The organism is Actinophytocola sp. (genome assembly GCF_035634895.1).
In the GTDB taxonomy this organism is placed as follows: Bacteria; Actinomycetota; Actinomycetes; order Mycobacteriales; family Pseudonocardiaceae; genus Actinophytocola.
Map to the genome: position 1 here is coordinate 13011 of NZ_DASQCC010000152.1, position 26050 is coordinate 39060.

21 protein-coding genes are annotated in these 26050 nt (G+C 71.4%); 4 read left to right on the forward strand and 17 right to left on the reverse strand.

Annotated elements, in window-relative coordinates; translation table 11 throughout:
* Positions 1-281: 281 nt before the first annotated feature.
* From VET29_RS22665 to VET29_RS22725, 13 genes are all read right to left on the reverse strand, one after another.
* Positions 282-1529 carry an ATP-grasp domain-containing protein gene (locus VET29_RS22665; protein ID WP_324923717.1) on the reverse strand — a complete coding sequence of 416 codons (1248 nt, stop codon included), beginning with the start codon at positions 1527-1529 and terminating at the stop codon, positions 282-284.
* Positions 1522-2817 (reverse strand): cation:proton antiporter, encoded by a 1296-nt coding sequence (locus tag VET29_RS22670; RefSeq protein WP_324923719.1) that lies wholly within the window; start codon positions 2815-2817, stop codon positions 1522-1524. Before VET29_RS22670 ends, VET29_RS22665 begins: the two co-directional genes overlap by 8 nt.
* Positions 2810-4603 carry an ABC transporter substrate-binding protein gene (locus VET29_RS22675; protein ID WP_324923721.1) on the reverse strand — a complete coding sequence of 598 codons (1794 nt, stop codon included), beginning with the start codon at positions 4601-4603 and terminating at the stop codon, positions 2810-2812. The genes VET29_RS22670 and VET29_RS22675 overlap by 8 nt, the downstream gene beginning before the upstream one ends.
* Positions 4604-4608: 5 nt before the next feature.
* On the reverse strand, positions 4609-4953 hold the full coding sequence (locus tag VET29_RS22680) for a hypothetical protein (protein ID WP_324923723.1): 345 nt from the start codon (positions 4951-4953) through the stop codon (positions 4609-4611).
* A complete protein-coding gene (gene ddaH, locus VET29_RS22685) occupies positions 4950-5735 on the reverse strand; it encodes a dimethylargininase (protein ID WP_324923811.1) in 786 nt (261 codons plus the stop codon). The genes VET29_RS22680 and ddaH overlap by 4 nt, the downstream gene beginning before the upstream one ends.
* Positions 5736-5764: 29 nt before the next feature.
* Positions 5765-7012 (reverse strand): ATP-grasp domain-containing protein, encoded by a 1248-nt coding sequence (locus VET29_RS22690; protein ID WP_324923725.1) that lies wholly within the window; start codon positions 7010-7012, stop codon positions 5765-5767.
* A complete protein-coding gene (locus VET29_RS22695; protein WP_324923727.1) occupies positions 6909-8549 on the reverse strand; it encodes a class I tRNA ligase family protein in 1641 nt (546 codons plus the stop codon). Before VET29_RS22695 ends, VET29_RS22690 begins: the two co-directional genes overlap by 104 nt.
* Positions 8550-8918 (reverse strand): cupin domain-containing protein, encoded by a 369-nt coding sequence (locus tag VET29_RS22700; protein ID WP_324923813.1) that lies wholly within the window; start codon positions 8916-8918, stop codon positions 8550-8552.
* Positions 8919-8920: 2 nt separating this feature from the next.
* The gene (locus VET29_RS22705) at positions 8921-10219 is read right to left on the reverse strand and encodes a lysine N(6)-hydroxylase/L-ornithine N(5)-oxygenase family protein (protein ID WP_324923729.1); all 1299 of its coding nucleotides are present in this window, start codon (positions 10217-10219) and stop codon (positions 8921-8923) included.
* A 39-nt stretch (positions 10220-10258) separates the two neighbouring features.
* On the reverse strand, positions 10259-10531 hold the full coding sequence (locus VET29_RS22710) for an acyl carrier protein (RefSeq protein WP_324923731.1): 273 nt from the start codon (positions 10529-10531) through the stop codon (positions 10259-10261).
* A complete protein-coding gene (locus VET29_RS22715; protein WP_324923734.1) occupies positions 10521-12365 on the reverse strand; it encodes an HAD-IIIC family phosphatase in 1845 nt (614 codons plus the stop codon). Before VET29_RS22715 ends, VET29_RS22710 begins: the two co-directional genes overlap by 11 nt.
* Before the next feature lie 10 nt (positions 12366-12375).
* A complete protein-coding gene (locus tag VET29_RS22720) occupies positions 12376-13404 on the reverse strand; it encodes a 3-oxoacyl-ACP synthase III family protein (RefSeq protein ID WP_324923736.1) in 1029 nt (342 codons plus the stop codon).
* A 233-nt stretch (positions 13405-13637) separates the two neighbouring features.
* Entirely contained in the window at positions 13638-14558 is a 921-nt protein-coding gene (locus tag VET29_RS22725) for a ParB/RepB/Spo0J family partition protein (protein WP_324923738.1), read from the reverse strand.
* Positions 14559-15244: 686 nt separating this feature from the next.
* On the opposite strand from VET29_RS22725, the gene pepN reads away from it, so the two are divergent.
* Together pepN and VET29_RS22735 are read left to right on the forward strand one after the other, a co-directional pair.
* Complete coding sequence (gene pepN, locus VET29_RS22730; protein WP_324923740.1) at positions 15245-17731, forward strand: aminopeptidase N; 2487 nt, start codon at positions 15245-15247, stop codon at positions 17729-17731.
* Positions 17732-17748: 17 nt separating this feature from the next.
* Positions 17749-18777 carry an FAD-dependent oxidoreductase gene (locus VET29_RS22735; protein ID WP_324923742.1) on the forward strand — a complete coding sequence of 343 codons (1029 nt, stop codon included), beginning with the start codon at positions 17749-17751 and terminating at the stop codon, positions 18775-18777.
* On the opposite strand, the gene VET29_RS22740 is transcribed toward VET29_RS22735, so the two are convergent.
* Positions 18761-19198 carry a VOC family protein gene (locus VET29_RS22740; protein WP_324923744.1) on the reverse strand — a complete coding sequence of 146 codons (438 nt, stop codon included), beginning with the start codon at positions 19196-19198 and terminating at the stop codon, positions 18761-18763. The genes VET29_RS22735 and VET29_RS22740 overlap by 17 nt on opposite strands.
* Before the next feature lie 98 nt (positions 19199-19296).
* Between VET29_RS22740 and VET29_RS22745 the strand changes: the two genes are divergently transcribed.
* Complete coding sequence (locus tag VET29_RS22745; protein WP_324923746.1) at positions 19297-20655, forward strand: dipeptidase; 1359 nt, start codon at positions 19297-19299, stop codon at positions 20653-20655.
* Positions 20656-20675: 20 nt separating this feature from the next.
* Here the strand turns inward: VET29_RS22745 and VET29_RS22750 are convergent, their stop codons facing one another.
* Positions 20676-21023, reverse strand: a complete 348-nt coding sequence (locus VET29_RS22750) for an NIPSNAP family protein (RefSeq protein WP_324923748.1) — start codon at positions 21021-21023, stop codon at positions 20676-20678.
* Between the two features lie 70 nt (positions 21024-21093).
* On the opposite strand from VET29_RS22750, the gene VET29_RS22755 reads away from it, so the two are divergent.
* Positions 21094-23079 carry an AfsR/SARP family transcriptional regulator gene (locus VET29_RS22755; RefSeq protein ID WP_324923750.1) on the forward strand — a complete coding sequence of 662 codons (1986 nt, stop codon included), beginning with the start codon at positions 21094-21096 and terminating at the stop codon, positions 23077-23079.
* A gap of 3 nt (positions 23080-23082) precedes the next feature.
* On the opposite strand, the gene VET29_RS22760 is transcribed toward VET29_RS22755, so the two are convergent.
* Positions 23083-23778 carry an NIPSNAP family protein gene (locus VET29_RS22760; protein ID WP_324923752.1) on the reverse strand — a complete coding sequence of 232 codons (696 nt, stop codon included), beginning with the start codon at positions 23776-23778 and terminating at the stop codon, positions 23083-23085.
* A 71-nt stretch (positions 23779-23849) separates the two neighbouring features.
* Entirely contained in the window at positions 23850-26048 is a 2199-nt protein-coding gene (locus tag VET29_RS22765; protein ID WP_324923754.1) for a xanthine dehydrogenase family protein molybdopterin-binding subunit, read from the reverse strand.
* Positions 26049-26050 lie beyond the last annotated feature (2 nt).

Consider the following 26050-nt stretch of genomic DNA (forward strand, 5'->3'; position numbering starts at 1 on the left):
TTGGCTGTCGTGAAGCCCCTGGTAGTGGAGCTTTCGACGAGATTCGTTCTGTCTGTGCCCCGGGTTAATAGTGGTTCTACCCTTGCCGCGCTGCAGGTATCCTCCCCGCGCTTCTATGCAGGGTTGATTGCCCCTGGGCAACAAGGGGTTGCCACGAGACCGCCGGCGATAACAGCCTGATTACCACCGACTGCGGTGCGGTGCCCGGTGCCTCAATGCTGTGCGATAAATGAACATCAGAATCACAAGCGTGGCACCGGGCGTCTTGGAGAAGTGTCCCGTTAGCCGGCCGCGGTGGTGACCCGTAGCGCGGCCTGTGCGGCGTCCAGGCTGTCGACGCACTCGTCCATCGAGTCGGTGACCACCGTGGCATAGGCGATGCGGCCCCAGACGGTGCCCTTGGGTGGTGGGGAGACCACGGCGCCCGGCTGGGCGATGGTGACCGTGCGGTCCACCGCGGTGGGCAGGGCCGTCGGGTCGAAGTGGATCGACGAGATGGTGGTGTCATCCCGTTCCACGTAACAGAAGCGGATGCCGGCCACCCGTCGTCTGGTGGGGTGGACGTCCAGGTCGAGACCGCAGGCGGCCGAGGCGGCCAGCACGCCGGGATCCAGGCCGGTCGCCAGCATGCCCAGGTAGGGGATCATGTCGCCGCCGAGGCGGCCGTTGACCTCGATGAGCATCGGTCCCGTGTCGGTGAGCATGTACTCGGTGTGTGTCCACCCGTCCTGGAAGCCCAGCGCCGTGTGGGTGTCCTGCAGGATCGCGGTGAACGTCGGGTCGGTGAGCAGGGGGTCGTCCGCGTCCACGTAGTGGCCCACCTCCTCGGCGTAGGGCGGGTAGCCGACCACCTTGCGGGCGAGGAAGAGCGGCACGACCTTCCCGTCCTGGACCACCGAGTCGATGCTGACCTCCTCGCCGGTCACGCACTGCTCGACCAGGACCGGGTGCTCGCTCGCGTAGACGACCGGGTCCGGTGCCCTGGTGTCGCGGGTGAACGCGAACATCGCACGCAGCCGCGCGGGGTCGTCGACCCGGACCACGCCGAGACTTGCGCCGAGGCCACGGGGTTTGAGGATGGCCGGGTACCCCACCCGGTCCGCCGCGGCAAGGGCCTCGGCCACGGTGCTGACCTTCTCCGACCTCGGCTGCGGCACACCGGAACCGGCCAGTGCTTCCCGTGTCTGCGCCTTGTCCCGCAGCCGCCAGATCATCGCCGGGTCCCCACCGCGCAACCCGAGCGCCTCGGCGACATGGGACGTGGCGTGGATGCGTCCCTCGTCCCAGCAGAGCACCCCGTGGACCCGCTCGACCTCGTTCAGCCGGACAGCCTCGCGGGCCATCGCCGGACCGTCGATGGTGCTCGGCAGCACCGTCCAGCCGGTGAGGTACTCCCGCTCCCACACCGGCTCGGCCGTGTGGAACAGGTGGACCCGGAAGTGGGTGCTGATCGACTCCAGCAGGTACTGCCGGAACTCACGCCACCCGGTCGCGACCAGCAGGAGCAGGGGGCGCGCGTCGCTAGCCATGGAATACCCTTTCCCGTGCTCGTTCCTCGTCGGTGACGGCGATCCGCCGCGTCGCGTACCGCAGCATCGGTGGTGCCATCAGGGACGTCACGATCGCCACCAGCACGACGATCGTGTAGGTGGCGGTGCTCAACACGCCCAGCCGCAGCCCGACCATCGCCACGATCACCTCGATGACGCCCCGGGTGTTGAGGCCCGCGCCGAGGGCTATCGCCTCCCAGTGCCCGAGCCGGCTGGCGCGGGCACCCACGTAGGCGCCGGCGAACTTGCCCACGATCGCGACCGCGAGCACCGCCACCGCCGTGGCGAGCACCGCCGGATCGACCAGCTCGGTGAGGTCCATGCGCAGGCCCGCCGTCGCGAAGAACACCGGGGCCAGCACGGACATCACCACGGTGCGCAGCGGCGCCAGCCGTCCCAGGTCGACGAACCGGGAGGAGCCGATCAGCATGCCGCACAGCAGCGCGCCGAGGACCGGCTCCATGCCCAGCGCGTGCGTGCCCGCCGCGCCGAGCATGACCAGCACGACCGCCGCCGCGATGTTCACGCCTGGTTCGGTGGACCGGCTGGTCGCCCGCAGCGTGGCGTTGACCAGCGGCCGTCCGATCGCGACGGTGAGCACCACCACCGCGACCAGGCCGCCGACCGACCAGAGCACCTGACCGGTCCGCAGGCCGGTGGTGGCGAGCGCGGAGACGATCGACAGCAGCAGCCAGCCGACGATGTCGTCGACGGTCGCCGCGCTCATGGTCAGCTGGCCGATGTCGCGGTGCAGCAGCCGCATCTCCAGCAACGTCTTGGCGATGACGGGGATCGCGCTCACGCACATGGCCACGCCCATGAACAACGCGAAGACGACCCGTGCGGAACCGTCCGCGAGCAGCATGCCGGGAAGCACGAGGCCGAGCCCGACCCCCATGGCGAGCGGCAGCAGCAGGCCGCCGAGGCTGACCTTGGCCGCGGTCGCTCCTCTGCGCCGCACCAGTCCGAGGTCCATGTGCATGCCGGTGATCCCGACCAGCAGGAGCACGCCGAGCTGGCCCACCGCGTCGAGCAGGTGCTGCTGGGCGGTGTCGTGGGGCAGCAGCCACGTCGAGACCGCCGGCGCCAGGTGCGTGAGCACCGACGGTCCGACCAGGACGCCGGCGCTCAGTTCGCCGACAACGGCGGGCATCCGGAGCCGCAGCGCCAGCCGGCCGAGCGCGAGCGCGAGCCCGAGCAGGACTCCCAGCTGGAGCAGGAACACCAGCATCGCGTGTGCGCCGATGGGGGCGACGGGGTCACTCATCGACGTAGTACCACTTCTCCGGGCTGATCATGCCGAAGGGGTTCACCGGCTCGAAACCGCGCAGGTTGTTGGCCACCTCGAACAGCCGGATCGGGAAGTTGGGGTTGAAGATGACCGGCACCTGTTCGGCGATGTAGTCCTGGTACTCGTACAGGACGTCGAGGTCGTCGGAGGTGACGGTGCGCTCGATCAGCTCGTCGGCCCGCTCGTCGTGGTAGTGGCCGAAGTTGCCACCCGCGTCGGTCCTGAACAGGATCTCGCCGGTCGGGTGGTGGTAGACCCAGCCACCGTTCCAGCAGCACATCTCCCACGTGCACGGCGTTTCGTCGGTGGGGTAGCAGGGCGCGTCCTCGGCGACCAGGATCGAGCCGTAGACCTCCTGCAGCCGCAGCTCGATCCCTGCCGCGGCGGCGTCGCGCTTGTACTTCGTCATCAGCCGGGTCAGTGCCGGGCGTCCCTCGACGTACCGCAGCAGGAAACTGAGCTTGGTGCCGCGCGGAACACCCTCGCCGGCCCGTTCCGGGTCGACGCACACCGCGGGGGTGACGCTGGTGTCCCAACCGTGCTCGGCCAACAGTTCCCGTGCGCGGTCGACGTCGAACGGCAGCGGCCACGCCTGGCCGCGTTGCGGCGGCGACACCAGATCGGTGACCGGGAGCACGGGCACCGGGCCGTTCTGCCGGTAGGCGTAGCCCTGGTAGATGTCACGGACCGCGGCGTCCTGGTCGAGCGTGTGCTGCAACGCCTGCCGGATGTAGGTCTGGGCGAACATCTTGCCCACCACGGTGGGGTTGTTGAAGTTCAGGCTGGTGTACCGGATGCAGTACGCGACCTGCGGCACCATCGTGTAGTGCTCCGCCAGTGGGTTGAGGCCGCCCTGGGTCGGGTCGTCGGTGTGGCCGGTGGCGAAGCTCAGCGGCAGGTAACCCACCTGGACCGCGTCCGGGCCGTCCGGTCCCTTCGCGAGCAGGCGGAACTCCTCCTCGTCCGACTGGAACGGGATCTGCCTGAACTCGTCGAGGTAGGGCTTGTCCGGGCCGGAGTAGTGCTCGTTGGGCACGAACGTCACGACGCCGTCGAGCGTGTAGCTCTTCAGCCGCCACGGTCCACTCACGACACTCCAGATCGGGCTGTCCGCCCAGTGGGTGCGGTGCTCGTTGCCCTCCTCGACGATGTCACCCTGTTCTGCCATGAGGTAGTCGTAGACCGCCTCGACGTCCGCGAGGTCGCCGGAGGCGTTGGCGGGTCCGGCCTCGGTGCGGTCCCAGGCCTTCGGCAGCGGAATGACGAGGCTGAGCTCGTTCATCAGCACCCAGCGCCTCGAGTACGGCTTGTCGAAGGTGAAGTAGCAGGTGTCCTCGGACAGCTTCCCGTAGTCGGTGCAGTTGTCGGGGAAGTAGCCCGGGGTGTACTCGCCGTACCGCTCGCCCTTGACCTTCAACAGGTTCACCCAGAACAGCACGTTGTCGGCACACAACGTCTCGCCGTTGGACCACTTCCACGGCTTGATCCGCACCGTGACGGTCAGGCCGTCCTCGCTCCACACGGGCGGTTCGCCGATGCTGTTGGCGTAGTCGACCTCCGGCGTGCCGTCGCTGCCGAAGAAGTACAGGGTGCGGTACATCAGGGCCTGGAACTCCAGGACGTTGCGCATGCCCATGCGTTCCGCGGGGGTGAACGGGAAGATCACCGCGGGCGGAAAGCCCGGCGCACAGGCCCAGGTGACCGTGCCGCCCCGGCGTGGCCGGCCGCCGCGAGTCACCGGCAGGGCGGTGGGCTGGCTCATCGTCATCACCGAATCTCGTGTAGGCGGGAGATCCCGACGGACTCGTGCGGGCCGTAGCGCTGCCACACCTCGTCGAGCTGGATGCGTCCGTCGTCGAGGATGCGCGGGATGCTGGTGCAGTGGCCGGAGATCACCTCGCCGCTGTCCAGGACCATGCAGTAGGCGAAGTCGAGCTTCCCGTCCGGACCGCAGGTGCCGGCCAGCGAGCCGCGCCGGGCCCGGCCACCGGTGAACTCGCCCCAGATCAGGTCGTCGTTCTGCCGGTACAGCGCGACCCGGTCGCCGACGCCCTCGTCGTCGGTGCCGTCGGCGGGGACAGGGTGAAACCGCCGGCCGTCATAGTTGATCATGATGACTCCTGGTCACGTAGTTCCAGCGCACAGCATTTGGCGGAACCGCCGGCCTTCAGCAGCTCGGACAGGTCGACGTCGATCGGCTCGAAACCGGCCGCCCGCAACCGCTCGGTGAGATGGGTGGCCGCCTGGGGGAGCAGTACGTGCCGGCCGTCGGAGATCGCGTTGAGGCCGAAGACGGCCGCGTCGGCGGCGCCGGCCTGGATCGCGGTCGGGTACAGCTCGCGCAGCACGGCCTGGCTCTCCGGCGAGAACGCGCCGGGGTAGTACATGATCTCGTCGTGGCCGAGCACCGCCAGCGCCGTGTCCAGGTGGTAGAAGTACGGATCCACCAGCCGCAGGGTGACCACCGGCAGTCCGAAGTACTCCGCCGCCTCGGCATGCGCGCGCTCGTCGGTGCGAAAGCCCGTGCCGGCGAGGATCCGCGTGCCGGTGGGCAACATGTCGCCCTCGCCCTCGTTGACGTACCGGGGGCGCAGCACCGGGTAGCCGTGTTCGGCGAACCAGGCCTGGTAGGCCGGTTCCTCGCCGGACCGTTGCGGGTAGCGGTACCGGGCGGCCAGCACCCGGCCGTCGACGACGGTCGCCGCGTTCGCGGCGAACACCATGTCCGGCAGGCCGGGCCGGGGCGACACCACGTCGACCCGGTGGCCGAGCGTGACGAGCAGGGCCCGCAGCCGCTCCCACTGCACGGTCGCGAGTGGCGCGTCGGTCGGCTTGTCCGGCTCCATCCACGGGTTGATGGAGTAGGTGACCTCGAAGTGGCTCGGCGGGCACATCAGGAACCGCCGGGGGTGGGCGACGCGCACTAGTTGTCCTCCAGGGTGACGATGATCCTGCCGGCCAGCTCGGTCATCAGGTCGAACGCGTCGTCCCTGGACGTGCCGGTGGTGCCGAGGAAGCCGAAGATGGTGTTGCCGTCGGGCGGTCGCCGGATGACGTCGCCGGGGCGGGCGGTGATCTTCAGGAGGAAGACCCGGTCCGACTCGCTCACCTCCGGCGGCACCTCGATGTTCTTGACCACGCCGCCGTCGCAGATCAGGCACATGGCGGTGATGTGGGTCCCGGTCGGCCAGTAGTGCCGGACCGCCGGCCGCACGCCCCGGCCGACGTCCACCACGGCGTGGATCGGGTCGTAGTCCGCGGTGAGCCGGGCGATCAGGTCCAACCCGCCGCCGCCGACCCGGGCCGCGATCTCCAGCAGGTGCGGCTCGCCGTCGTGGAACCGCACCTCGGCGTGCATGGCGCTGCGCCGCAGGCCCTGCGCGTGCGCGGCCGCCCGCACCACGTGGTGCACCCTCGCCAGGTCCTCTGCCGACAGCGACGTCGGCGCGTGGTGCACGTCGTCGTCGAAGCTGTGGCCCTCGGCGGTGATCCGGTCGACGACCGAGCCGAGGTAGACCTCGTCGTCCCAGGCGAGCGCCTCCATCAGGTACTCGCGTCCGTCCAGGAAGGACTCGACGAGCAACCCGATCGGGCCGAGGTCGACACCGTCGGCCTCGGCGTCGATCCAGAACATGTTTCGCAGGCCGTCGCTGGCCGTCGCGAAGTTCTTCGCCATCTCCGCCGGACCGTCCACCCGGTACACCAGGTGGCTGCCGGCGCCCAGGGTGGGCTTGAGCACGACCGGGTAACCGAACTCGGCGCCGGCCGCGAGCGCGTCGGCCAGGTCGGTGACGAACCGGAAGGCGGGAATCGGCACCCCGGCCCGCTCGTAGGCCTGGCGCATCAACAGCTTGTTGCGGCTGTTGCGGGCGGCGTCGACGCCGATGCTCGGCAGGCCGAGCGCGTCGGCCACCGCCGCGACCGCGATGACCGCCGCCTCGGAGAAGGTGATCACACCGTCGAACCGCTCGGTGGCGTGCCACTCCTTGGCACAGGCGATCATGTCGTCGATGTTCTTCGTGCCCACCAGCCGGTAGTGGTCGGCCGGCCAGAAGTCCTCGGTGCCCTCACCGTTCATCACGTAGAGGTCGACCCCGAGCTCCCGCACCTGCTGATAGCGGGAGTGGTAGTAGGTCAGGTACTGCCGAGTCTCGATGGTCAGCAGCTTCATGGCTCGCCTCCTCTGGCAGCCGGGGGAGCTCGAACGCGGGGACGGAGTCGGGCTGTACGGCGGAAAGGGACAGGTCGACCCCGGCCGCGGTGGCCGCTTCGGCCGTGTCGACGAGGATCGGGGCGGCGCCGGCGAGCAACGTGCGCACCTCGAGCACGAGGTCGCCATGCGCGGTCGTCGGGTCGGCGGCGAGGTCGCGCAGCCGCGCCAGGTGGGTGAGCACCGTCTCGGCGACCCGGTTCATGCTGTAGCCGGGCAGCGCGTAGCCGCTGTGGAACCGTTCCAGCATGGCCGCGGCACGCCGCCGCCCGGCCGGCGTGACCGGCAGCGTGCCGGCGAGCCCGCGTGCGGACATCGCGTCGGCCAAGGCGTTCCACGGTGTGCCGAGCCGGCGGTACGCGGTGTCGTGCAACGCCTCCCGGCTGAAGTTGGTGCGTGCCTGCTCGGGTGCGGTGAGCGCCAGGTGGAACCGGACGAGGTCCCTCGGCACCTCGGCGACCAGGTCGACACTCCAGATCAGATGGTTGCGGCTGGTGGAGAACTTCTCCCCGGCCAGGTCGTAGAACTCGTTGCACACGTTGACCGCCGGCAGCACGTACCGGTCGCCGTGGGCCAGCAGGAACACCAGGTCCATCAGGCCCCAGTGGTAGACGTTGTCGTAGCCGTGGAAGTAGACGACCTCCGCGTCGTGTTCGGCACGCCAGTGCTCGTCCACCGGCAGCGCGGTGTCGCCGACGGACCACCAGGTGCTGTACATGACCGCGGGCATCGCCTCGATCCACGGGTAGAGCATCTGGCCGTGGGTCTCCGGGAACGGCGCGGGCACACCCCAGCCGGCCGGGATGGTCACCGGGATCTCGGGCAGCGGCCTGGCCAGCAGCTCGCCGATCAGCTGCGCCGCGTGCGTCCGCCACTTTCCCGCCCGCTCGGCGAAGTACGCGGTCAGGCGGTCGCGGTAGTCCTCCATCGGCAGGACGAGGATCTCGGCGTCCCGGTAGGACACCGGGTCGTCAGGGTCCACTGTGGAGCGTGGGTCGAGCAGCTGGTCGTAGTTGTTCGGGTGCCCGCACGCCTCGCAGACCCCGCCGCTGCTGCCGGCCAGGCAGACCGGACAGGTGCCGGTGACCAACCCGTCGAACAGGTAGGTGCCGGCCCGGGTCGCGTAGGGCAGCCGCACCGTGCGGGTCCGGAAGCGGCCCGCCTCGTACAGGGCGGTGACGAACTCGAGCACCGCGTGCCGGTACACCTCGTCGATCGGCGGGAGGCCGGTCATCGAGATGCCCATCGCGGACAGCGAGGCCTCGATCGCCGCGGTCGACGTGGCGCACAGGGACTCCGGGGTGGTGCCCAACCGGCGGGCGGTGGACACCACGTAGCTCTGGCTGTCGTCGGTGCAGGTCGTGTAGGTCACCGGGACGCCGGTGGCCCGCAGGTAGCGGGCGTACACGTCGCCGGCCAGGTAGGGGCCGGCCATGTGTCCGATGTGGAGGTCGCCGTTGGACGTCGGCGTCGCGGCGACGACGATGGTCCTGGACATCTACACACTGGTCTTGTCGCGTGCGGCGAACTGCCCGGCCATGTCCCTGTCCCACCACACCGCGTACATCTGGAACTCCTCGACGCCGGTGTTCACCACCTGGTGGTGCGACCCCGGCGGGAAGCGCACGACGTCGCCCGCGGTGAACGGCAGCCGGCGCCCGTCGCAGACGATCTCCGCGGCGCCGGTCATGGCCACCCAGATCTCGTGCTCGTGGTGGCTGTGCGCGCCGGACTCGGCGCCCGGCGCGACCACGCACCAGGAGCCCTCGAACGGTGCGTCCAGTTCCGGCCAGGGCATCAGCCGCGTCGCGGCCAGTCCGTTGTCCGGCTTGAGGTTGGCGCGGTCGAACTTGCGGATCTCCATCATGGTCACTGCGCTCCTTGGGTCGCGGCCAGCGGGCGTTCGGTGTCTTCGGTGGGGTCGGGCGGCGGGGGTGTCCTGCGGCTCGCGAGCAGGTCCGCGACGATCTCCCCGGCACGCGCGGCCAGCACGCTGAGCAGTGAGTCGGCGATGCCGTGGGTGGCCTCGTTCACGCCCTGCAGGTGGCAGGTGCCGGTGAACGACGGCGGCAGGCTCATCCGGTAGCTGCGGTTGACGGTCACCTCGTCGATCCCCACGGCGGCCGCCATGTCCTGGACGATCCTCGGCATCCGCCGGACGAAGCCGGTGCCGAGCAGCACCACGTCACAGCGTTGCCTGGTGCGCTGTCCGGTCTTGCGGTCGACGAGGGTGAGCACGACCTCGCGGCCGTCCAGCTCGGCGGCGGCCACGTCGACCATCGGGATCATCTCGATGCGCTCGGTCCCGGTGAGCCGTTCGATGTACATCTGCCGGTACAGCGTGTCGAGCATGTCCGGGGTGAGACCGGCGTAGTTGGTCCGGTGCATCTCCCGCAGCAGCTGCTCCCTGGCCTCGGGCCGCGCCGAGTGGAACTCGTCGACGAAGGACGGGTAGTACAACTCGTTGGTGAACCTGCTGACCTCGTAGGCGTTCAGGCCGATCGAGCGCATCACCATCGCGCAGTGCGCCCGCGGGAACGCCTGGTGTGCCGCGTACAGCATCTCGGCCGCGCTCTGCGCCCCGCCGACGACCACGATCCGGCGTGTCCGTTCCGGGTCCAGCTCGCCGATCCTGGCCGCGAACTCGGTGCTGTGCAGCATGAGCTCGCGCGGGATGCCGGCGAGCACCTCGGGGATGTAGGGGTCCCGCCCGGTCGCCATCACCAGGTGCCGGCACACCACGCCGCCGCCGTCGGCCATCTGGACGAGCCATTCGCCGGTCCCGTCCGCGATGCCGAACGGCCGGACCGACACGCACCGCCTGCCGTAGTCGATCCGCACGTTCGGCAGGGACTTGGCGACCCAGCCGAGGTAGCCGGAGATCTCCATCCGGTACGGGGTGAAGCTGCCCAGGTTGATGAACTGGTCCAGCCGCCCCACGGAGTGCAGGTAGTTGACGAAGCTGAACGCGCTACGCGGGTTGCGCAGTGTCACCAGGTCCTTGAGGAACGACACCTGGCTCTGCGTCCACGGGATCAGCATGCCCCGCTGCCACACCACGTCGTCCTGCTGTTCGACGATCAGGGTGTCCTTCGCCAGCTCCGTCCGCGCGAGCTCCTCGACGGCGACCCCCAGCGCGAGGCCGGACGGCCCCGCCCCGATCGCCAACAGCTCTACTTCCTGAAATCGCACCGCAATCCCTCCGGGTTATCCGCGCCGACCGATGGCCGCGTTGGTCGCCGCGGTGGTCGCGACGAGGTCGATCAGGTCCGTGACCGTGCGTGCGGCGTGGTAGGCGCGCAGGTCGAGCGTCACCGCCAGCCGGCTTTCCAGCTGGGACAGGACCTCCAGCGACGCGAGGCTGTCCCAGTCGTGGACGGCGAGGACGGGACGCGCGCGCAGGTCGTCGACCGGCTCCTTCAGCACGTCGCAGAGCGTGTTCAGCACGACGGTCGCCGTGTCGTCGATGTCAGTCATCATCCGTGTCCAGGTAGGTGATCCAGGTGGGCAAACAGGTCGGCGCGGTGGCGGGCACGACCGTGTACGTGCCGTCCTCGCCGGACGGGGTGAAGCCGGCCTTCTCCCAGAAGCCGTCGGCCACGCCGTTGCGGTTGGTCGGCACGTAGCGGCCGACCAGCGCGGTCGCGCCGTTCTCCCTGGCGCGGCGCACGATCCAGTCGACGATCGCGAACTCGACGCCGCGGCCGAAGACCCGGCAGCTCAGCACCATGTTCAGCACCCACCAGATCCGGCCGCGGCACTCGACCCACGCGGCGCCGACGATGCCTTCGTCGCCGAAGCGGTCCGACACCGCGAACGACACGACCAGGTGGGCCGGATCGGTGCTCATCGCGGTGGTGGCGCCTTCGTCGAACCGGCGCCCGGTCAGGTTGAACTGGTTGGTGCGGGCCGAAAGCTGCGCGACCCGGCCCACCTCGAAGGTGGTGACCGGATGCGCGGCCACCCGCGTCCGCAAGGCCCCCAGGTAGTCCTCCGAGGAGGCGAACCCGGTGGAGAAGTCGGTGCGCAGCGCGCGTGAGCGGTACAGCTCCGGGCGCCTCAGGTCGGTGTCGGTCAGCTCCGGCACGTCGAACCAGCCGGGCCGCAGCAGCGAGCGGACCAGGTTGGCCGGGTCGCCGTCGGCCGCCACCACCGCCACGTCCGGCAGTTCGGCGGCGACGTGCCCACGCTCGAACGGCGAGTCGTCCATGAACACGAACGCCTGCACGCCCAGGTTGAGCGTCTCGGCGGCGTCGCGCAGGTTCTCGGCCTTGGCCGACCAGTTCACCGCGCGCACCGCGAAGTCCTGTTGGCGCAGCAGCATCTCCGGATGACCGGCCAGCGCCTCGTCCACCGGCTCCGCGTCGTTCTTGCTGGCCAGCACGAGGATGACGCCCTGCTCACGCAGCCGCCGCGCGGTCCGCTGCAGGTCCTGGTAGCAGTTGCCGGGGTACAGCCCGCCGAGCTGCAGCCCGGCCACGCCGGCCTCGCCGAGCACGCCGCCCCACAACGTGTTGTCCAGGTCGAGGGCGAGCACCTTGCGCGAGAGCCCCGAGCGGGCCGCGACCACCCTCGCGACCTGCCGGGCCAGCACGAGCAACGCGCCGTCGGTGTAGGGCAGGTCGGCGTAGGCGTGCAGCCGGTCGTCCCGGGCCGCGACGGCGTGGTCGGCCAGCTCGCCGGCCAGGTCCACGACCGTGATCCGGCCGTGCTCGCCGGCCAGGCCGAGCAGGTCCGCGTTGAGCCGGTGCCAGGCGCGGCCGACCGCGGCGCGAGCCCGCCAGCTGATCACCGACTCCCGAAGCCGTGCCGGGACCGGGACGGTGTGCAGCACGAGCGCGGCCGGTGTGCGCCGCAGGCTCGCCAGGAGCAGCCCACGCAGGTCGGCGAAGCGGTCCTCGAGGTGTGCCGCCAGGCCGTCCGGGTCGGTGGCACTCCACTCGCGGGGCAGGAAGTACCGCTCGTCGAGCAGGCACGTGACGACGTCGGGGGAGCCGGCGAGCTCGCCGGCGGCCAGTGTCAGGTCGAACGTGCCGTAGTCCCCGAGGTGGAGGGCCGGCTGGACGCCGGTGGCGACGAGGGCGGCGCGCAGCAGGTGCTCGAACGGCCCGATCGTGCAGGTGGCCAGCACGGCCAGCGAGACCGGCCGCAGGTCCGGCGTGGCGGCCGGGAGGCCGGCGAGGACGCGGCCGGCCCGGCGGACCGCGGCTGGGTCCTCGACCCGCGCGAGCCGGCGCCGTACCGCGGGTGCGGGCGCCGCCTGCCCCGCCACCGCCTCGCGGAGGTCGTCGAGCAGTTCCGTGACGTCGTTCATCGGCTCCTGCCTAGATTCGGACGAGCGTGCAGTACCAGCGCATCCCGATCGAGATGCCGCCCAGCGCGACGAGGTCGCCCCGACGCAGCTCGCCGCGGTCGACGTAGGTGCCGAGCGCCGCCAGCTGGTCGGCGGCCCCCATGTGCCCGTGCCTGCCCGCGAGCTCGTGGTTGGTGGCCGCCAGCGGGACGCCGACCAGCGGGGCGAGGTCGGCGATGCCGTCCGGGTCGTTGATGTAGAAGAACCGGGCGAGGTCCGCGCGGCGCACGCCGGCTCGCCGGCAGGCCCGGTCGATCACCTCGACGACCCGCGCGTTGAGCTGCGCACTGAACGCCTGGAGCTGGCGGGGGTCCTTCTGGAAGTGCGCCTGCACGCGTTCGGTGCCACTGGGCGCGGTCGTGCTCGACCAGCCGGCCGGCGGCACCGGCGCGACGCTGCCGCCGTAGTCGGTGCGGAACCAGTCGCACATGTCGGAGTCGGTGAACTGCTCGGTGGCCAGCCAGCGGTTGTGGTCGTGGCCGCGGCGCAGGACCACGGCGACCGCGCCGTCGCTGTGCACGGCGCTGTTGACGTTCATCCGGTTGCGGTGGAACTCGCTGACCCGGTTGACGGCGGTGAACAGGACCGTGTCGAGCTCCGGCTGCGTCAGCAGCTGTCCGGCGACGGCGCCGAGCCCGGTGACCCCGCAGGCACAGCCCTCGGTCAGCAGCATCGTCTGCCGTTCCCGGATCGTCAGCTCCCTGGCCAGCGCTGCGGAGGAGTCCCAGTACGGGTACTCGGCCAGCTCGGAGTTGGCCACCACCACCAGGTCGACGTCCGCCGGCGCCACGCCGGCCCTGGTCAGCGCGTCGCGGGCCGCCTCGCCCGCGAGTGCGGTCGAGGTGACCCCGTCCGGGGCGCGGTGGAAGGTCTCGTAGCCCCAGCGGACGATGCGCTCCGGGTCGGTGACGTAGTCGCCCGCGGTGCGCCGGACGTCCTGGTCCTCGCCGAACGCGTATCCGAAACCGGCGATGCCGAATTCGACAACAGGTCCTGCCATTGGTGCTCCTCTCGCCGAGCCGGCCGCCGGTATTCGGGCAGCACGAATTCCGTCGCACGAAACTGGTTGGCGGGAATTCATGGCCTGTTACCGGTGCCTGAGCTGGGCTCAGAACTGGTCCCTCAGCACGTTGTGTGGGAATCGTGCCCCACGTTCCACCGCTCGACAACCGCTTGAGGATGCTCGGTGTTCAACCGAGGTCGGTATACCCAGTTGAACACCGAGGCACGGATTCATGATTTCTTCGACCCGATTCGCCGTTCCAGTTGTTGGGCGAACTCGATCCACTCGTTGGCGCACCGGCGGGCCAGCGCGGCGAGGATGTACACGGTGTGCGGTGGCACCGTGTCGACCAGCTCCTGCCACTCCTCCTCGGCGATCACCCGGCGCACGAGCCAGCGCAGCACCCGGTTGCCCGTGTGCGCGAAGCGCAGGGACGGGTCACGCTCCAGCCCACGCAGGACGTCGTTGCGTTCCTGTGTCGAGAGACGCTCGGCGTAGTCGTGGGTGGACGGCGTGGCCAGGCGCCGGGCGGGCTGGCCGTCCCGGCTGGCCCGTGGCCGGCGGGCCGGTGCCGGGTCCTCGCCACGCTGGATCCGTTCGCGTACGTCACGCACGGTGGCCGGGGCGATCCCGGCCGCGCGTGCGATCGCACGCAGCGACGCATCCGGGAAGGCCGCGATCAGTCGACTCGCGACGCGCCGTCCGTCGGTGCTGTCCAGTGGGCGGACCCGGCCGTCGCGGCCGATCCGGGCCGTGCCCTGGGGAAGCCCCTCAATGCGTCCGCGGACCGCGGCCACGGTCCGCGGACCCAGCCCGGCGGCCGCGGCGATGGCCCGGTTGGACCAGTCCGGATGCGAGGTCACGATCCGGGCCACCGCGGCCTCCCGGTCCGCGTAGGACAGCGGCATGCCGTGGGCGACGTTCGCCTTGACCGCCAGGACGAACGCGTCTTCCTCGCTCCCGTCGAAGAAGACCACGTCGATCGTGTCCTGGCCGCGCAGGCGGGTCGCGCCGAGCCGGTGCATCCCGTCGATGACCCGCATGGTCGGACGATGCACCAGGATCGGCGGCAGCGCGCGGTCCGGTTCGGCCAGTACTCGGATGTGTTCGGCGTCCTCGCCGACCAGCCGCGGCGAGTCGGCCGGTCGCAACGTGGCGACCGGAACCGTGTATGTGAGCTGGTCCGCCGTCGGATAACCGATCGGCGGCGACCCCTCCCCGTGTTCTGCCAGGTCAGCCTCGTCCAAATCAGCCGAGTGACCCTGGCTGGGACCGTGTTGAACTTGCCCGGGCAATCGGCACCCCCTATCGAGTTGTAAATGGCGAAAAAAAGTCATATCCTGAGCGGGTTCGGCCCCCTAACGCCGATTCGTGCCAATTGTCTCGGCACTGTTCCGACGTCGCCGCTCCCCTTGATTTTCGGTTTCGTGCAGCCGTCGACGAATTAGTGAACTTTCGTCGACTGTGCCCTGTTCTGAATCAGGATTAGGGTGGCTCGCGAGATAGCATCATCAGTGCCCTCCCCCTTCGTGGCCTCTGAGGGTATGTCGTCAATCTGCCCGGAACTAGGTGCTCAAGTGAGTTGTCGGCAAACAGTTGAGCGCTGCTCTGAATGGATTGAGTGGCGGGCGTTCGGTGACCTTGTCGGCGCGGTTCCGGGTTCGTTTAACGGGTTGTCTCACCGAGGAGTTCGCTGGACGATCAGCAACCGTGTTGGCCGGGGGCGCCACGCGCGGCCCGATGCCGGAGGTGCTGTTCAACTGGTTTACCGAATCCAGTTGAACATCGCGGTGCGGCTATTCGGCGGCCATGGTGCAGCTATTTGGAGGGGCGCATTATGCGTAGTCTGACGCACGCTGAAGCGGTCGAGCGGGGCACATTGCTGCGCGTCCGCTCCTATCGGGTCGACCTTGATCTGACGACCGGCGACGAGACATTTCGATCTACGACACGAGTCGTCTTCGAGGCGGGCACGGGCGCTGCCAGCACATTTCTCGACGTGCGCCCCCGCGCCCTGCTTTCGATGACCCTCAACGGGGTGGAGCTGGGCGCGGTCCCCGAGGACGGCCGGGTCACCCTGTCCGGCCTGGCCGCCGAGAACGAGCTGGTCGTGGTCGCCGACATGGCCTACTCACGGGAGTGCGAGGGGCTGCACCGGTACGTGGACCCCGCCGACGGCCGGATCTACCTGTACGCCTTCGTGTTCATCGACAACGCGCCACGGGTCTTCGCCTGCTTCGACCAGCCGGACCTCAAGGCGCCGTTCACGTTCACCGTCACCGTGCCGGACGACGACTGGAAGGTGTTCGGCAACGCGCCGGCGACGCGGGTCGGTCCCCGGCGCTGGGAGCTGGCCGAGACGGCACCCCTGGCCACCTACCTGACCACGCTGGTCGCCGGCCCGTACGAGTCCTTCCACACCGAGCACGCCGGCGTGCCGCTCGGCCTGCACTGCCGGGCCTCGCTGGCCGACGGGCTCGCCGGCGACGTCGAGGAGGTCTTCGAGATCACCGGGCAGTGCCTCGACGAGTACGAGCGGATGTTCGGCGTGCCCTACCCGTTCGGCAAGTTCGACCAGGTCTTCGCCCCGGAGTTCAGCGTGCTGTCGCTCGACCACCCCGGCTGCGTGCTGTTGCGCGAGCTGTACCTGTTCGCCTCCCCGGTGCCCGACAGCGAGCGGGAGACCAGGGCCGTGGTCATCGCGCACGGCCTGTCCCTCATGTGGCTGGCCGGGCTGGTCACCAACAGATGGTGGGACGACCTGTGGCTCGGCCAGGCCTTCGCCGACTACATGGCGCACCGGGTCACCAGCGACGTGACGCGCTTCTCCGGACCGTTGACCACGTTCGCCGTCCGGCGCAAGGCCCAGGCCTACGTGGCGGACCAGCGGCCCTCGACGCATCCGGTCGGCCTGGCCGGACCGGACGTGCGGACGGTGCTGCTGGAGCTGGACCGGATCTCCTACTTCAAGGGCTCCTCCGTGCTGCGTCAGCTGGCCGCGCGGGTCGGCACCCCGGCACTGCGCGCGGGCCTGCGCACCTACTTCACCCGCCACGCGTACGGCACGGCGACGTTCGCCGACTTCCTCGCCGCGCTGGGCGAGGCCACCGGAACCGACCTGACCGAGTGGGCCCGGGTGTGGTTCAGCACCTGCGACGCGAACACGCTGACCCCGGAGATCACGGTGGCGGACGGGGTGGTCACGGCCGCCGCCGTGCGCCAGGACGCCCCGGCCGCGCACCCGACGCTGCGCCCGCACACGATCGACGTGGGGTGCTATGGCGACGAGCCGGCCACCCTGCGGGTCGCGATCGACGGCCCCCGGACCGAGCTGCCGGCACTCGTCGGCAGGCCGGCGCCGAGGTTCGTGCTGCTCAACGACGGCGACCTGACCTACGCGAAGGTCCGCTTCGACGCCCGCTCCCGGGCCGCGCTGGGCGAGCAGCTGCCCCGGCTGTCCCCACGCAACCGCGCGATGGTGTGGTGCGCGGTGTTGATGGCCGTGCAGGACGGCGCCTACCCGGCCGCCGACCACCTCGACCTGGTGACCGGGATGCTCGCGGTGGAGTCGGACCCGGCCATCGTCGCCGAGGTGCTCGAGCAGGCCCGCATCGACGTGGCCGACCGGTTCCTCCACCCCGGCCGGCGCTCCGCCGCGCTCGCCAAGATCGCCGGCGGCATCCGCGACCGCATGGCCGGCGTCGCGCCGAGCGACGAGATCTGGCTGTGCCTGTGCCGGGGGCTCATCGAGTTCAGCGCCGACGCCGACGAGCTGCGTGGGTGGCTCGACGGCACCCGGCTGCCGGCCGGTCTCGTGCTCGACGACGACCTGGCGTGGCGGACCCGGTACCGCCTCGCGGTGCTCGGTGGCCTCGCCGAGGACGAGGTCGCCGCCGCTCTCCGGGCCGACCCCACCACGCGGGGCGAGCAGTTCGCCGCGAAATGTCGTGCGGCCAGACCGGATCCGGCGGCCAAGCGTGCCGCCTGGGACGCGATCACCGGCGACACCAGCGTGTCCAGTTACGGGCTGTGGGCACTGGCCGAGGGCTTCTGGCAACCGGAACAGGCCGAGCTGACCGCCGGCTACGTGCCACGGTTCTTCGCCGAGATGCCCGCCGCGGCCACGCTGCGGGGTGACCTCGTGCTGGACGTGCTGGTCCGGTTCCTCTACCCGCGGTACGCCGCCACGGCGGAAACACTGCGGCTGGCGGAGGAGCTGCTGGCCCGGCCCGACGTCGAGCTGCCACTGCGCAGGCGCGTCGCGGACTTCACCGCCGACCTGCGCCGGGTGGTGGCCGCCCGCGCCGCCGCCGGCACCGACTGAGCGGGCCGGAGGTTCTGGTGCGGGTCGGAGTGGTCGGTGCCGGCGTCGCGGGTGCGTTGCTCGCCTGGCGGCTGCGTCGGTCGGCGCCGCGGATCGCGGTCGAGGTGTACACCGGGGGACCGGCCGGCGGTGACGCGTCCGGTGCGTCCGGTGGTCTGGTCCGCGGCTTCGAGCGGGACTCGACCGCGGGCCGGCTGGCCGTGGCCGGCCTCGCGGAGCTGCGCGCGGACCCCGCGCTGCGGGCGGTGGCGGCCTACCAGGAGGTCGGGTCGGTGTACGTGCTGCCACCCGGCGCCGACGCGAGCGGTCCGGTCCGGGTGATCGAGGAGGCACTTCCCGGATCGGCGACAGTGCTCACCGGAGCCGGGCTGGCCGCGCGCTATCCGTTCCGGGGCCTGCCCGACGGGGTGACCGCGGTCGCCGAGCGGCACGCGGGGTACCTGTCGCCGGCCCGGTTGCGTGCGGCCGTGCTGGGCTGGCTCGCCGACGGCGGCGCGACGGTCCGGCCGGAGCCGGTGGCCGCCGTGGCGCCGGGCCCGGCCCTGCGGTTGGCCGGTGGCGCGGTCGCGGGCTACGACGCGGTCGTGGTGGCCGCCGGCGCGTGGACGCCGGCACTCCTGACGGCGAGCGGGCTGCCCACCGGAGGGCTCCGGGTCAAGCAGATCCAGTACACCGTGTACGAGGGGCGCCCCGACGGGCTCGGCCCGTTCGTCCTCGAACCCACCGGCATGTGGGGACGTCCGGCCGGGACGGGGTTCCTGCTGGGCCTGCCCTGCGACCGGTGGGACGTCGACCCGTCCGACCCGCGGCCGGACGACGCACTCGTGGAACGGGTCGCCGCACAGGCGCGGGAGCTGCTCGGCCACCCGCCGCCCGGGCACTGTCCACATCGGACGACCGTGTCGGCGGACTGCTACCGCGAGCCGCCGGGGTTGGCGCTGCGTGCGCTCGGTGGTGGCGTGTTCACGTTCACCGGCGGCTCGGGCGGGGCGGCCAAGACGGTGCTCGCCGCGAGCAGGGTGGCCGCGGCTACGCTGGTTCGCTGAGCGGGCCGCGGTCGTACTGGACCAGCTCCACGAGCAGCCCGGCCGGCCGGGCTAGGTAGGTGAAGGCGACCAGCATGGCCGAGCGGGCGCCGGCGCAGGGTTCCCGGTCGACGATGGTGAAACCATTGCCGTGCAGGCGGTCCAGCTCGGTCTCCAGATCGTCCACCTCGAGCGCGATGTGGTGCAGCCCCGGGCCGAACCTGGCGAGGTGGCCGTCGAGCGTCGAGCCGGGGCCGGCGGGGGAGACCAGCTCGATCATCGGCTGGCCGGCGCGTCCGCCCGGCTGCCAGAACTCACACGCCACGCGATACCCGGTCGCGACACCACTGTCGACCCTGGACATGTCGAGCGCGGCGAGGGTGGGTGCGAGTGCCGACGGCTCGTCGGTCACGAGCCCGATGTGGTCGATGCCGAGCAACATGGCACCGAGCGTAGACCGTGGACGATTCGGTTGGGGTGTAACGGTTTTCCGGATAGGAGACCGTCGTTTTCCACCGGTCGCGCCGTACCATTCGGTGCATGACGACCCCAGATGCGACAGAGGTTTCACTGCGGTCGGCCGTCGCGGGGGAGCTGTCCCGGGCACGGGCCGACCTCGAGCGGCTGGTCCGCATTCCCGGCATCGCCTTCCCCGAGTTCGACCACGCGCACGTGGACCGTTCCGCCGAGGCGGTGGCGGCGTTGTTGCGTGGCTGCGGCCTGGACACCGCCGTCGTGCGGGCCGGCGGCCAGCCCGCCGTCATCGGCCGCCGGCCCGCCCCACCCGGCGCGCCGACCGTTCTGCTCTACGCGCACCACGACGTGCAGCCCCCGGGCGACGAGACGCTGTGGGACAGCGACCCGTTCGAGCCGGTGGAACGCGACGGCCGGCTCTACGGCCGGGGCGCGGCGGACGACAAGGCCGGGCTGATGGCGCACGTCGTGGCGTTGCGCGCGTTCGGTGACGCCCTGCCGGTCGGGGTGGTGGTGTTCGTCGAGGGCGAGGAGGAGTACGGCTCGGCGTCGCTGTCCGACCTGCTCCGCGTGCACCGCGAGGCGTTGCGTGCCGACGTCATCGTGATCGCCGACTCCGCCAACTGGGACGTCGGCCGGCCGGCGCTGACCGTCTCCCTGCGGGGCATCGTCAACTGCGTGGTCGAGGTACGCACCCTCGACGCGGCCGTGCACAGTGGATCCTTCGGCGGCGCCGTGCCGGACGCGTTGACCGCCCTGGCCCGGCTGCTGGCGACGTTGCACGACGACGCGGGTGACGTCGCCGTCGACGGGCTCGCCGTGGGGGCGGAGTCCACACTGGTGCTCCCGGAGGAGCGGGTGCGGGCCGAGGCCGGCATGGTCGACGGTGTTCGGTTCATCGGCACCGGCTCGATGGTGGACCGGCTGTGGACCAGGCCATCGCTGTCCGTGCTGGGCGTCGACGCGCCGTCGGTCCTCCAGGCGGGCAACGCCCTGGTGCCGGTGGCACGGGCGAAGATCAGCGCCCGGCTGGCTCCCGGCGACGACCCGGGCAAGGCGTTCGCCGCGCTCCGCGACCATCTCGAGGCACACCGCCCGTGGGGTGCCGCGGTCTCGGTCGAGCTGGACGGCGGCGGCGCGCCCTGCGTCATCGACACCGCCGGACCGCACCACGAGACGGCCCGGTCGGCGTTGCGTGCGGCGTGGGACGGGGTGGCCCCGGTGGAGATCGGTGTCGGTGGCTCCATCCCGGCCGTCTCGACGTTCCAGGCGGAGTTCCCGGACGCCGCGATCCTCGTGACGGGCGTCGAGGATCCGCACACGCAGGCGCACGGACCCAACGAGAGCCTGCACCTCGGCGAGTTCGGCCGGGTCTGCCTCGCCGAGGCGCTCCTGCTGGCCGGTCTGGCCCGACCTACCGCCTGATCCCCGTACGGGTCTCGGGGTCACGAGACGCCAGCAAGCTCCCGGAAGGCGGCGGCGTCCATGGACAGCACCGCGGTGTCATAGGCGTCGATCATCGGGGGGACCACGTCGTCGTAGTTCGCCAGCCATTCCGGTGTGGTGTAGAGCGACTGGCCGCGTTCGACCCGGTCCTGTTCGGAGGGAAATGCCCGCAGCAGGAAATAGCCGTTGTCATTGTTCAGCGACGGTCCGTGTGCGACGACCGTGATTCCCAGGCTACGCATCAACGGAATCGTGCCCTCGCGGCTTATCCGGTCGAATTCCGCACGAGTGCCCGGCTTCAACGTGAACAGTCGAATCTCCAACAGCCATGAATTAGCGTTGCTCATAGTGTGCGAGTAGAGCACCGCGGAATGGGGGACGTCAATTAACGGGAAATCGAATGAGTCACCGGCACCCGTGCGGTTCCGGCTGCTGGGTCCGCTCGAGTTCTCCGCCGGCCCGCGCTGGTCCTCGATCGGCGCCCCGAAGCAGCGGGCGCTGCTGGCCGTGCTGCTGATCAACGCGAACCGCGCGGTGTCGGCGGACCAGCTCATGGCCGAGCTGTGGGGCGAGCAGCCGCCGCCGAGTGCCACCGGCCTGCTGGCCGGTTATGTCTGGCGGCTGCGTGGCAGCCTCGGTGACCCGGACGGGCGGATGCTGAGCACCCGGGCGCCCGGCTACCAGCTCGTGCTGCCGCCGGGCACGACCGACGTCGACGAGTACGAGGAGCTGGCCGCGGCCGGCCGGCGGAGTCTCGCCGACGGGGACCTGCCCGCCGCGGTCGCGGCGCTGAGCCAGGGACTCGGGATGTGGCGTGGGGCGCCGCTGGCGGACGTGGGGTTGGTGCCGTCGGTCCTGACGGAGTCCGCGCGGCTGGAGGAGGCGCGGCTGGCGGTCGTGGAGGCGCGGATCGAGGCCGAGATCGGGCTCGGCCGGCACGAGGCGCTGCTGCCCGAGCTGAAGGTGATGGTCTCGCAGTTCCCGCTGCGCGAGCGGCTCCACGCGCACCTGATGGTCGCCCTCTACCGGGCCGGTCAGCAGGCCGAGGCACTCGGGGCGTACCGGGACCTGCGCCGGCTGCTGGTCGACGAGCTCGGTGTCGAACCAAGCAAGCCGTTGCGGGAGCTGCAGGGCCGGATCCTGCGTGACGACCCGCAGCTGCTCGAGGCGCCCGGTCGCGGCGCGGCCGCGACCGCGGTCCTGCGGCTGGCCGTGCCGCGCACCCTCCCGCCGGACGTGCCCGCCTTCGTCGGCCGGGACCGCGAGCTGGCCTGGGTCACCTCCCGGCTGACCGGCGGTGAGCAGCGCTGCGCCATCCACGGCATTGCGGGCGCCGGCAAGACGACCCTCGCGGTGCATGCCGCCCACCGGGTGGCCGGCGCCTTCCCGGACGGCCAGGTGTACCTGAACCTCCAGGCGTCGGCGGCCCACGGCCCACGGCGGCCCGTGGCGGCCATCGCGCTCCTGCTCGCGGCACTGGGTGTGCCGGCCGCGACCATCCCAGCCGACGAGGAGGGCGCCGCCGCGTTGCTGCGCACGGCCCTGGCCGGCCGGCGGGTGGTCATCGTGCTCGACGACGTCCTCGACGACGGCCAGATCCGCCAGCTGCTGCCCTCGACACCCGGCTGCGCGGTGATCCTGACCAGCCGGCCGGCGTCCACCACGGTGGACGGCGCGGGACTGCTTCGCCTCGGCAGGCTCCCCATCGCCGCCGCGACGGCGTTGGTCCGCCGGTACGCCGGGGCCGCCCGGGTGGACGCCGACCTCGCCGCCACCACCCGGCTCGTCCGGCTCTGCGACCAGCTGCCGCTCGCACTGCGCATCGCGGCGACCCGGCTCGCGCGGCGTCCGGAGTGGACGGTCGGCGAGTTCGCCGCGCGGCTGGCCGACCCACGGCGGCGGCTGGACGCGTTGACCTGTGACGGCCTCAGTGTGCGTGCCAGCCTGCTGGCCGGCGTCCGGCTGATCGCGGACGCCGCCGACCCGCTGGCGACCCGCGCTCTCGGCCAGCTCGGCGTCCTGGACCTGCCGGTGGTCTCGACGGCCGTGCTCGCGGCCGCGCTCGACGTGCCCGTGCCCGCCGCCGAGCTGGCCGCCGAGCGACTCGTCGACGCGGGGCTCGTCGAGACGCCCCGGATGGACCGGTACCGCGTGCCGGGGCTGGTACGGCTTTTCGCCCGCGGCGAGTACGTCACCGCGGAGGACGAGCTGTCCGCGACCCACCGCATCGTCGGGTACTACGAGGGTGCCGTGCGGGACCAGCTGTCCCGGCTCGCCGGCGACCGCGGCGCGGGGCTCGCGTGGTACCGCGAGGAATGCCTGACGCTGCGTGCGCTCGCCGCCCGCGCACCGGGCGCCGAGCTGCCGGGGCTCGTCAGCCGGCTGTCCTCGGCACTGCGTTGATCCTCAGCGCAGCATCGACCGGTCGGTGGGGGTCAGCGTCAGCCGTTCGACACGGCCGGGCAGGCGGGGCTCGACGGTGTCCCGCCACTCGGGCAACTGTGCCAGCCGGTCCTCGTGCGCGACGGACGCGTCGTGCCCGGGGAACGCGGTGAGCACGACGAGCACGTGCTCGCCCGTCCGGACCGGCAGTCCCGGGAAGTCGTTCTCCGCGTACTCGGTCCGCAGCAGGGCGAGCGGTGTGGCGCCGGCCTTCTCCAGCAGCGGGAGGACGGCGCCGTCGAAGAAGCGGACCAGCTCGTCGTCCGGCGGCACCGGCAGGTGGTGGATCGTGGCGACGACCACCGACGAGGCGGGCGTGCCCCGGACCGCGGGGTCGAGGTCGGCCAGTACGCCCGGCCCGGCCGGGCGCAGCAGCAACACGTCGTCCGTGTCGATCATGGTGGCGTTGGCGGCCGCGGCGTGCGCCTTCCAGGTCGGGCCGGTGTAGAAGCTCGTCAGGGACCGGTTCCTGGCCGCCATGTCGGGAAAGCCGCGCAGCCACACGAAGTGGTCCGGGCGGGCCAGATCCCGGAACTGCCCCAGGACACGCATCCCGGTGGCTTCCTGGGTCTCGACGAACTCCCGGTCGAACAGCTCGATCAGCACCTCCCGCTGCCCCGGACGAAGGGTGTACTGCCGCAGTTCGATGACGTCCGCCACGCGAAGGACCCTAGGGCATGCCGGGTACGTTCCCGGTCGCCCAACCGGGGGAAATCGGCGAGCGACGTCAGTCAGGCGTCCATGAGCTTGTCGAGGGTGATGGGCAGGTCGCGGACGCGGCGGCCGGTGGCGTTGTGGATCGCGTTGCCGACGGCCGCGGCGATGCCGACGGTGCCGATCTCGCCGATGCCGCGTGCGCCAAGGGGGTTGAACGCCAGGTCGGGATGGTTCAGGAAGTGGACGTCGACCGGCGGGACGTCGAGGTTGACCGGCACGACGTAGTCGGCGAGGTTGGCGTCCGCGATCCGGCCGGTGCCGGGCTCGACGTGCGCGCCCTCGAGCAGGGCCTGGCCGATGCCGAAGATCACGCCGCCGACGATCTGGCCGCGTGCCGTCTTCTCGTTGACGATGGCGCCGGCGTCGACGACCGTCGTCACGCGGCGGACGCGCGGCTCCGCGGTCCAGCGGTTGACCGCCACCTCGCAGAAGTGCGCGCCGAACGAGGTGAACGCGAACCGCTCGCGTTCCGGGCCCAACGCCGTGGTCTCGGTGGCGTCGATCCCGGCGATGCCGACGATGCCGAGCAGCGTGCCGAAGGCGACGCGTCGCCGTCGCCCCACGACGTCACCGCGTTCGTAGCGCACCTGATCCTGGCCCAGGCCATGGAACGGGGAGCGCTCGTGGGTCACCGCGAGGTCGAGCAGCGCACGCGTCGCGGCCACGGCGGCCGCCTGGACGGCGGGGGCGGAGCTGGCGGTGCCCGCCGAGGCGAACGCGCCGGGGTTGTCGACCAGCGCGGAGTCCCCGAGCTCGGGGCGAACACGGTCGAGCGGGATGCCGAGGGCGTCGGCGCCGACCATGGCCAGCACCGTCCACATCCCCGTGCCGAGGTCCGACGTCGCCGTGGACACCACCACGGTGCCGTCGGCCCGCAGGCGGACCTTCCCGGTGGTGCGGTAGCGCGAGGCGGGGTAGGCGGTGGTCGCCATGCCGGTCCCGACCAGCCAGTCGCCGTCGGCGACCGTCCGGGGCGCGTGCCGCACCCAGCCGAACGCCTCGGCGCCGACGCGGTAGCACTCGTCGAGGTGCTTGCTGGACCACGGCACGTCGCGCCCGGGGTAGGTGGTGGCGTAGTTGCGCAGGCGCAGCTCGACCGGGTCCAGGTCGAGCCGCACCGCGAGCTCGTCCATGGCCGTCTCCAACGCGAAGGAACCGGCTTCCTGGCCCGGCGCCCGCATCGGGGTCTGCGGTGGGACGTCCAGGGTCACGAGGCGCTGCCCGACGTGGATGTTGGGGGAGGCGTAGAAATACCGCGAGGTCGAGTGCGGGCCTGCCTCGTAGAGGAACCCGTCGCCGCCGCCGGACATGCTGGCATAGGCGTCGTGCCTGACGGCACGCAGGCGCCCGGCGCGGTCGGCGCCGAGCGACACCGTCTGGGACACCGCCGAGCGGTGGCCGGTGACGCCGAAGGTCTGCTCCCTCGTGAGCACGATCCGGACGGGCCGGCCGAGCGCCCTCGCCGCGGCCGCGGCCAGCAGGGGGTGGCCCCAGGTGAGGATCTTGTTGCCGAACCCGCCGCCGACGTGCGGGCTGAGCAGGTGCACGCGGGACGGGTCGACGCCGATGGTGGCGGCGACCGTCCCGGCGGCCAGTTGGGGAGCCTGCGATCCGCAGTAGAGGGTGAGGTAGTCGTCGCGCCACACCGCGATGGCGGCGTGGGGCTCCATCGCGCAGTGGTACTCGATCGGCTGGGAGTAGGCGGCGGTGACGACCACCTCGCTCGCGCCGAGGGCGTCGTCGATGGACGTGACGCCCTCGGCGAGGAGGTCGAGCTGCGCGGGCTCACCGTTCACGTCGTCCGGCAGGGTGGCGCCGGGCATGCCGTCCGGCAGCGACGTGCGTGGCGGTACGGCGTCATAGTCGAGGCGCACCAACCCGGCCGCGTCGCGCGCCTGCTCGAAGGACTCCGCGACCACCAGCCCGACGATTTGCCCGTGGTAGCGGACCCGGTCGTCCTGCAACGGAAGCCAGTTGTAGCCCACGCCGGACTCGGCGCCGCCGAACAGTGGCAGCGGGTCGACGTGGGTGTGGACGGCGAGCACACCGGGGGACGCCGCCGCGGCCGCGGTGTCGACGGCGCGGACGGTGCCCCGCGCGATCGTGCTCAGCAGGAGATAGCCGTGGGCGAGGCCCTCGACGGGGTAGTCGGCGGAGTACCGGGCGGCTCCGGTGACCTTGAGCCGCCCCTCGACACGTGCGTTCGCGGCCATCG